Source organism: Thermodesulfovibrionales bacterium, from assembly GCA_035622735.1.
Classification (GTDB): Bacteria; Nitrospirota; Thermodesulfovibrionia; order Thermodesulfovibrionales; family UBA9159; genus DASPUT01.
This window is the reverse complement of record DASPUT010000214.1, coordinates 1-8,021: the sequence shown is the minus strand read 5'-3', so window position 1 is coordinate 8,021 and position 8,021 is coordinate 1. Positions and strand designations below refer to the sequence as shown.

General features: G+C 56.2%; 10 protein-coding genes. All 10 read right to left on the bottom strand.

Annotation, left to right across the window (positions count from 1 at the left end):
* On the bottom strand, positions 1-609 hold a 609-nt coding region (locus VEI96_11375; GenBank protein HXX58592.1), incomplete at its 3' end, for a hypothetical protein.
* A 63-nt stretch (positions 610-672) separates the two neighbouring features.
* A complete protein-coding gene (locus VEI96_11370; protein HXX58591.1) occupies positions 673-1,809 on the bottom strand; it encodes a hypothetical protein in 1,137 nt (378 codons plus the stop codon).
* Entirely contained in the window at positions 1,806-2,765 is a 960-nt protein-coding gene (locus VEI96_11365; protein HXX58590.1) for a lysophospholipid acyltransferase family protein, read from the bottom strand. Before VEI96_11365 ends, VEI96_11370 begins: the two co-directional genes overlap by 4 nt.
* Positions 2,766-2,785: 20 nt before the next feature.
* On the bottom strand, positions 2,786-4,078 hold the full coding sequence (locus VEI96_11360; protein HXX58589.1) for a beta-ketoacyl synthase N-terminal-like domain-containing protein: 1,293 nt from the start codon (positions 4,076-4,078) through the stop codon (positions 2,786-2,788).
* A gap of 5 nt (positions 4,079-4,083) precedes the next feature.
* Entirely contained in the window at positions 4,084-4,530 is a 447-nt protein-coding gene (locus tag VEI96_11355) for a 3-hydroxyacyl-ACP dehydratase FabZ family protein (protein ID HXX58588.1), read from the bottom strand.
* Positions 4,531-4,550: 20 nt separating this feature from the next.
* A complete protein-coding gene (gene acpS, locus VEI96_11350; GenBank protein ID HXX58587.1) occupies positions 4,551-4,940 on the bottom strand; it encodes a holo-ACP synthase in 390 nt (129 codons plus the stop codon).
* Positions 4,937-5,689, bottom strand: coding sequence for a 3-oxoacyl-ACP reductase family protein (locus VEI96_11345; GenBank protein ID HXX58586.1), 753 nt, complete (start codon positions 5,687-5,689; stop codon positions 4,937-4,939). Before VEI96_11345 ends, acpS begins: the two co-directional genes overlap by 4 nt.
* Positions 5,680-6,981, bottom strand: a complete 1,302-nt coding sequence (locus VEI96_11340) for a beta-ketoacyl-[acyl-carrier-protein] synthase family protein (protein ID HXX58585.1) — start codon at positions 6,979-6,981, stop codon at positions 5,680-5,682. Before VEI96_11340 ends, VEI96_11345 begins: the two co-directional genes overlap by 10 nt.
* A complete protein-coding gene (locus VEI96_11335) occupies positions 6,978-7,430 on the bottom strand; it encodes a hypothetical protein (GenBank protein HXX58584.1) in 453 nt (150 codons plus the stop codon). The genes VEI96_11340 and VEI96_11335 overlap by 4 nt, the downstream gene beginning before the upstream one ends.
* A gap of 9 nt (positions 7,431-7,439) precedes the next feature.
* A partial coding sequence (locus VEI96_11330; protein ID HXX58583.1) for a hypothetical protein occupies positions 7,440-8,021 on the bottom strand: 582 nt, incomplete at its 5' end.

Here is an 8,021-nt window from a genome sequence, read left to right as displayed (position 1 = left end):
GTCGCCGAAGTCCCTATAGCGCGCCCTGAATGAGCTTCTCAGGTCCGATATGAAAGAAGGGAGCGTGCGTATCCAGCCGATCAGAGATTTCGGCCTGATCCTGAAGAGACTCAAATAACACTTCGGGTAGAGATCGAGGCGGGGGGAACTTCCCGGTGCATCTTTGTCCATATAGGCATTCACGATACCCTTCAGGAGAAACACTATAGACTCCGCCCCGGAGATGGGATGAAGATAGACAAGACCGAGATAGAAGGAATCTTCTCCCGGGAGGACAAAAAACCTGAAGGGATCGATTGCTGCAGCTCTCACAAAAGGGGTATTCAACTGGAGTTCAATTTCAGAAGAGAGCGCCGGTGTGGCATCTCCTTCTCCTTGGATAATCTTTATCGCATGGGACGAGGGACCACCGTGATAGTGAAAGGTCCCCCTCTTTTCATCGACCGCAAGATGGGTCAAGCCGCAGGTCTCGAGAAGGCTGTTGAGAACGCGGGTCAGCCGTGCCGTTTCGAGTCGCCTCGGTATCTTCACAACATGAACGGCATTATAGGGATAGAGTTCGTTCCATTGGAGCATCGTCCTCTGGAAGATGTTTAACTTGCCCGACATACGATCATGAAACCTCTTTTCACAGTCCATCATAATGATACCATGGATTTATAAAATCCCTATTTACCGTTCGCGAAGAGAGGGATCGGTTTCCTCTTCGAAAGCGGGGAGGGGGGAGATTTTCAGCGCACTGTCGCTTCTGTTTCGGGACCTTTCCTCTCTTCGCGCGGCGACCAGCCTCTGCAGTTCGACGCACCAGTATTTCTTGATGCTGTGCCAGACATCCGCCGCAAAGAGGATGTTGTCGGTCTTACTCTGAAACGCTCCCGTTAATTCAGGACTCTCCGAAGAAGGGCGATAGGCATTGATCCATTCCCTCGTATCGTCACGCTTCGCCAGTTCTTCCGTCAGCGGTACCCTGAGATGGCTGTATCCGGCGGGAAGCGTTATGTTGCGCACCCGGGCAGATCCGAGGGGATAATACCGCTTCGCCTGCACGAGGCCGAAGAAGTCGCTGCCGATGAAATCGTTCTCTATACGAAATCCGGTGAACTCTTCCACCGTATCCGGTATCTCCCTCAACCGGGGAAGCATCTCCCACTGGCCGAGGAGGATACGCATCGATTTGCCGGTCGCTATGGCGGAGGCAAATCCTACCTTGAGCCCGGTGACAGAACGAAAATCGCCTGTGAGAGGGTCCCGTATCGTGTACCGCTCCTCCGGTTTATCGGACTGAGCGTTCCAGACCTCTATGGTTTCGCGAAACGTGCCGGCGAATTCGTGGAGGACTTTCACCGAGAGCATTCCTCCCTGGCTGTGGCCGATAACCATTGGCATCATCCCTTCCCTTTCGTAATGCCATGCCAGGAGACCCGCGAGTTTCCTGCTGCTCATGTAGCTGCTGTATGTGTAAGCCCCGGTTTTCGGGTCCCGCACGCTTTCTTCCGGATAACCCATGAGGATGAGGAATTTTGAGAACGACTCCATCGTGACGAGAGGGACACTCCCGTCGAGATTGATGATCCTCGGGGCCGGGCAGCGTGAGAGCACGCCGGCAACATCGTCCCCGGTGATAGATTCGGGATCGAGGGCGAGTATCTCGTCCTCAAGCGCCTCAGGTATGGCAATATTCTTCGCTCCCTCCTCACCGGCGCTGCCGGCGAGGAGATGCCGATCGGCTGAGGATTCCCTATGAGCACATCCGCAGAGAAAGGAAAGGATTAGCATAATCACCGCGAAGGGCGGTGATCTCCTCTTCATGCGAGCATGCCTTTCTTATTCTTGTAAGTCTTCCAGCGGTTGTGCATCCAGAGGTATTGGTCCGGATAGCTCCGGATGATCGCCTCCATCTTCCTGTTCATCTCTCCTGTCAGACGGAAGATCTCCTCCTTTTCACTCCTGTATTCACCGGGGTATATCGGATCGGAAACGACGCCCTCGAACCGGTAGGTCGGGAAGCTTCTGCAGCACGCTACGACGACGATCGGTCTCCGGTACAGGATCGAGAGCATCGCGGGGACCGGGGTGGTTGTCGCTTTGCGTCCGAAAAAGTCAACAGAGATGCCCTGCATGGTGCTCTGATCGGGAAGCAGGCCTATGGACTTTCCCTGTTGGAGCGTCTTCTGGAGCACGAAGAGGGCGTTCTTCTTCGGGATGATAACCTGTCCGCTGTCAGAACGGTTTTTGTAGACGAGCCTTTCGAGGTATCGGTTATCGAGGGGGCGTACCACGACAACGAGGGGGATGCCGACGACAGCGCTCACCTGCGGCAGGAGCTCCCAGTTGCCGATATGCGGGGTAACGAAGATGCAGCCGTTCGACTCATCGTGCAATCCCTTTGCCTTTTGAAAAAGGACCTCGAGATCCTGCGACGATACCTTCTTCATATTCTCGATAACGCGGTCTCCCGAAAAGAGACGACGGAACTTCGCTATCTCGAGGAAGGTGAGGAAGAACGACATGAAGCTCTTTTCCGCGATCTCACGGAGTTCCCTCTCACCCTTCTCAGCGCCAAAGGCATTTCTCAGATTTTCCGTCGCTATGGTTCGACGCTTCGCGACGAGGAGAAAGAGGAGTTTCCCGAGGAGACTGCTCACAATGCGGATAACCCTTAACGGCAGCGCTTGCGCGAAGAGGAGGAGTAGAGCCGCCCCGACATATTCGAGGATTTGAGTCGCCTCTCCCTTCTTCCGACGGGTCTTCCTGCCTCGCTTCAACCGTTCCGCACCTTCATGATTCACTTTACGACATGGACCACTACCGAAGCAGATTGACCGCCTATTCCGTAACTGACCGAGAGGAAACGCTTCCCTTCGCATTGCCGATGAGAACCCGATATCTTCATGCCGCTGAATTCCTTCTCGCTTTCGCTGTAGTTCAAGGTAGCGGGTACGACATCTGCGGCTATCGCCTTGATCCCGATGATCACCTCGGCGATATCGCTCGCCGCAGCGAGATGTCCGGTGTAGGGTTTCAGACCGCAGATAGGCGTGGCGGGTTCCCGGTCGCCGTGCATTTCGAGCACCGACCGCAATTCCGACCGGTCCCCCTTTTGAGAGCCGCTCCCGTGGGGAGAGATGAAGGTAAGGTCGCCGATGGCGCATCCCGCATCTTCTAATGCAGAAAGCATGCTCCGTCTGCTCACCGCGGATGGAACCGCTATTCCCTGGTCGTCTGAGAATTCGATGCTGTTTCCGAATCCCTCAATCCTCCCGAAGATGGCCGCTCCCCGCTCCTTTGCCTTCTCGGCGGCCTCGAGGAGAAGGGCTGCTCCGCCTTCACCGGGGATGAAGCCATCCCTCTTTCTGTCGAAGGGTCTGAAGGAGTGTATGCCCTGCATGCAGCGGGAGAGTATTCCGAGCCCCGCCATCTCATAGAGCGGCACTTCCGTTATCCAGTTGCCGCAGCCGACAGCCATCGCCACATCGGCCTTGCCCTGACGGATGCTCTTGAAGGCGAGTTCCATCGCGTTGCCTCCGCAGGGGGAGTGGCTCGCGAGGCTCGTATTCGGACCCATGAACTCTGAGAAGGCAGAGAGGAAACTGAAGAGGTTGTTATTGATGGATTCGAGGAGGAAAAAGGGATTGACCTTGTCGAGGGCGGACTGGTTTAATTTTTCAAAATCCATCTCCCGCCATCTTCCGTGAGTCCCGTCCTTCGTGGCCGGGTAGAGAAAATCATAGCCGACCTTTGTCATGTCCCCCGCCGCGACGTAGAGTGACCTCCGGCCCGGAGGTACGTCGGAAAAATTCGTGCCTGATTGACGCAACGCCTCACGGGCGGCGGTGAATCCGAGGAGGGAACCGCGGTTCAGAAATTTCAGCTGACCGAGGAGTTTGTGCGGGATATCCGCGTCGGTCTCGATTTCCCCCGCTTTCCCCATGTACTGGAGGAAGCGCGGCAAGAGGTCGTGAGGGTAGTGCGCGATGCCTGTCTTCATCGCCTTTACACCCTCCCAATTCTCTTCGACCCCCCTGCCGAGAGGGGTGATGAGTCCCATTCCCGTTATGACTACTTCTCTTCCACCCAAAGCCCTCAGATCTCCCTTGTCAAGAGTCGGAAAAATCTCCTCTGCTCATCGGCGTCCTCGATCTCTTCGAGGGATATCGTCTCACCCTCGAAGTCGACGGCGATCTTCTTCTTCCCCCCTACCGTTCCCGTTCCCGTGAAGACCTTTTTCCCGGGGGTCGCTCCCGCACCCGAACGGACCATGAGTTCGACCTGATCCCCGGGAAAGGCGAACCCGTAAAATTTGCAGGTCTGGACCTTCGTAATGAGAAACCAGTTCTTGAAGTCTGATGACGCCGCTTCGAGCCAGCCGGTCAGCTGAGCCAACGATTCGAGGAGCAGCACTCCCGGCATGATCGGTTTCCTCGGGAAATGGAATTCGAGAAAATCCTCGCTCATGGTGACGTTCTTTATGCCACGGATACTTTCACCGCTCTTCCATTCCAGAATCCGATCAAGAAGCAAATATCGCATCTCTCCTCCGTCCCTCCATTTCAGTTCCCGAGCAATATCACTGTTGCCACGGCATAATCGGCAGAATGTGATATCGAAACAGTCCATTGGTCTATCTTCCGTCTCTTCGAGATCTTTTCGGCCCAACCGGACAGCGAAAGCCGTGGCTTCCCCGACGCGTCGGGTATGACTTCGATCTCCTTGAATGTGTGGTCGATGCCCGGGCCGGAGAATCCTGTTCCGAGGGCCTTGAGACAGGACTCCTTTGCTGCAAACCGCCCCGCAAAGTGTATGTAGGGCCTCTTCCTCGATTCACAATAGGCCCTCTCCTGATCGGTAAAAATATCCCGGAGGAATGCGTCGTGCCTGAGAAGGATGCCCTTGAATTTGGAGATCTCGACAATATCGACTCCCTGGTAGAGACGGATCATGAGATACTCATCCCTCCGTCCACCGCTATCATCTGCCCCGTGATGTAATCCGACCTGTCCGAGGCGAGGAAGACGACGAGATTCGCGACGTCGACGGGTTCTCCGAATCTGCCGCCGGGAATTTCCTTGAGAATTGAATCCCCCGCCCGTTTCCTTACCCTGCTGCTCATGTCTGTGACGATCATCCCGGGCAGCACCGCGTTCACCTGTATCCCCTTGCCTGACAACTCCGCTGCGCAGGCTATGGTGAAGGAGAGCAGCCCACCCTTTGCTGCCGCGTAGTTGGCCTGCCCCCGGCCACCTTTAATCGCGCTTACCGATGATACGTTGATAATTTTCCCCGAGTGGCGGGGCATCATGAGTTCGACGGCGAACTTCGTGCAGAGAAAGGCCCCACGAAGGTTGAGATCATGCACCTTATCCCAATCGGAGAGTTCCATGCCGAGGAGGAGATTGTCCTTTATGATCCCCGCATTGTTGACGAGGATGTCAAGCCTTCCGAACTGCTTTCCGAGCTCGCTAAAGAGCCGCTTGACTTCATCCGGGTTCGCGATGTCGGCCTGGAAGAGTTCTGCTTCAGCGCCCTGCATCACGATCTCTTCCTTCAACCTTTCGGCCTCTTCCTTCGCCCTGTTGTAATTGATCGCGACGAAGGCCCCGGCTTGAGAGAGGAGCAGGCATATCGCCCTCCCGATGCCCCGGGACCCGCCCGTGACAAGGGCGATCTTTCCCGTCAGGTCTAATTGCATGAATTTTCTCCGCAGTATTTTTTCACGATGATCGAGGCGTTCTGACCCCCGAAGCCGAATGAGTTCGATAACGCGGCCCTGACGGTCTTCTTTCGTTTCTCGTTCGGCACATAATCGAGGTCGCACTTGGGATCCCGGTTCGTGATGTTGATCGTGGGATGGATTGCATCGCCCTTGACCGTCAAGACGGTATAGACGAATTCGGGCCCTCCCGATGCCGCGAGGAGGTGTCCGATCATCGACTTGGACGAGCTGATCGCGATTCTATTCGCATGGTCCTGAAAGACGCTCTTTATCGCCGTCGTCTCCATCGCGTCATTTAGCTTTGTACTCGTGCCATGGGCATTGATATAGTCTATCCCATCGATAGGGATTCCTGCATCCTCGATAGCAGCCTTCATAGACCGCTCAGCGCCGAGTCCTCGAGGATCCGGCGCGGTTACCTGATATGCGTCGAGGGACGACCCGTACCCGGCAACTTCGCCGTATATGCGCGCTCCCCTCTTGACCGCGTGCGACTCTTCCTCGAGTACAACGATTCCCGCTCCCTCCCCCATGACGAGCCCTGACCTCTTTCTGTCGAAGGGCCTGCACGATTCGGGGAGGTTTTCAGAAGAGGTCGATGCGGCGCCGAGAAGGACAAAGAAGACGAGCCCCACAGGGTTGATCATGGAATCGGAGCCTCCCGCCGCGATGAGGTCGGCATCCCCTCTCCGGATCGCCCGGTATCCCATCCCTATCGCTTGAGTGGCCGATGCGCAGGCTGAAGTAACGGTGCAGTTCGTCCCGCGCAGACCGAAGACCTTCCCGATAAGCACGGAAGTCCTGTGGGAATTGTTCCTCATGATCGACTCCCTGTGGACTTCGGTATAGCTCCTGCCGAATTTCACGAAAGAGAATCTTCTCCCCGCGTCGAGCCATCTCTCGATATCCTCCAGCCTGTTTATCCCGAGGCCTGCCGCAAGGACAACACCATAACGGTCTCTCTCCCCCTGCCCGTCGAGGACGCCCGCATCAGCAAGGGCCTGCTTTGCCGCCCAGAGTCCGAAGAGCGTCCTTCTCTCGCCTTCCTCAGAGGAGTCGCGTCCGAATTCTTCCTCTATCTTCTTCCAGTCTCCTTCCACGACCTCGCCAACCCCCTGAACGGCCGATTTAGCGGCAAAGGGGAGGGAAAGCCTCCTGATGCCTGAGGTGCCCGCGAGGAGTTTCTGCCAGTTTTCCTCCACGTCGAGGCCGAGGGCGGTAGCGACCCCGAGTCCTGTCACAACGACTCTCCTTCTCCGGGATGTCATGAAATTCTCCCGACTTTAAGTCCGCTGTAATATCCGAAGAGCCGTGAAAGACCCTTCGGATCAACCTTATGGATGTGGCTGTATATGATGCGGTCGACGGATGCTATGAGCGCGCCGTCGACGTACATGCTCGCCATGCCGAGGGAATCTCCCCGGGAGGTGGATAATATCTCCCCCCGGATCTCTGCCTTAAAGCCCGGCCTCAGGTCAGCTGTTACCGACACATTCTCGATGAGAGACATGATGGCGGAAAGGCGGAAATCGTGAGAATAGATGATGAGCCAGCCGAGGAGCTGGGCCATCGCCTCGATCATGATCACCCCGGGAACGAGTGCGACCTTGCCGAAATGCGCCCTGAGGAACTCTTCCGAGAGGGAAAAGGTCTTCGTTCCCTTTATCGATCTCCCTTTTTCTATTTCCGTCACCGCGTCGTAGAATAGGAATCTCATGAGCGCTCCCTATGTCTCATCCGGAGCTTCTATGATGAGTGCCGTCGATTGACCCTCATAGCTCCGGCAATTGATGAGTATTCTTCTCGGCTTTGCCTGCAGCAGTCCGCCCTTCGAAAGGTTGAACCGTACCGCGCCGTCGAGAGGCAGCGACCCAACCGTCGCCGGAACCTTGCCTGAATGAAACATCGAAATGCCCAGTATCATGTCGACGACAGCCGCTCCCGCATGGAGGAGTCCCAGGGCGCCTTTTGAAGAGAATACCGCAAGGTTATCGAAACATCCCTCAAAGACCTCATGGATAGCCTCGATCTCGTTTCTGTCTCCCTCAGTGGTCCCGTCGCCATGGGCGATGATGACGTCTATCTCCGAAGGCCTTATCCCGGCCCTTTCGAGCGCTCTCTTCATCGAAAGCGAGATCGCCCCTCTCGTAGGCCCTGAAAATCTCCCCTGCGGCTCACAGGCTGATCCGTAGCCGGTAACCGAGGCGAGGCAGCTGACCCCTCTTCGTTTCGCGGAACTCGGGAGTTCGAGGGCGAGGACGCCGCAACCTTCCCCGAGAATCGTGCCTCCCCTCTTCGCAGAAAAAGG

Excerpts from the sequence above, each read along its gene's own strand:
- VEI96_11370 (HXX58591.1), bottom strand. The coding sequence starts at position 1,809 with ATGAAGAGGAGATCACCGCCCTTCGCGGTGATTATGCTAATCCTTTCC.
- VEI96_11355 (HXX58588.1), bottom strand. The coding sequence starts at position 4,530 with ATGCGATATTTGCTTCTTGATCGGATTCTGGAATGGAAGAGCGGTGAA.
- acpS (HXX58587.1), bottom strand. The coding sequence starts at position 4,940 with ATGATCCGTCTCTACCAGGGAGTCGATATTGTCGAGATCTCCAAATTC.
- VEI96_11345 (HXX58586.1), bottom strand. The coding sequence starts at position 5,689 with ATGCAATTAGACCTGACGGGAAAGATCGCCCTTGTCACGGGCGGGTCC.
- VEI96_11340 (HXX58585.1), bottom strand. The coding sequence starts at position 6,981 with ATGACATCCCGGAGAAGGAGAGTCGTTGTGACAGGACTCGGGGTCGCT.
- VEI96_11335 (HXX58584.1), bottom strand. The coding sequence starts at position 7,430 with ATGAGATTCCTATTCTACGACGCGGTGACGGAAATAGAAAAAGGGAGA.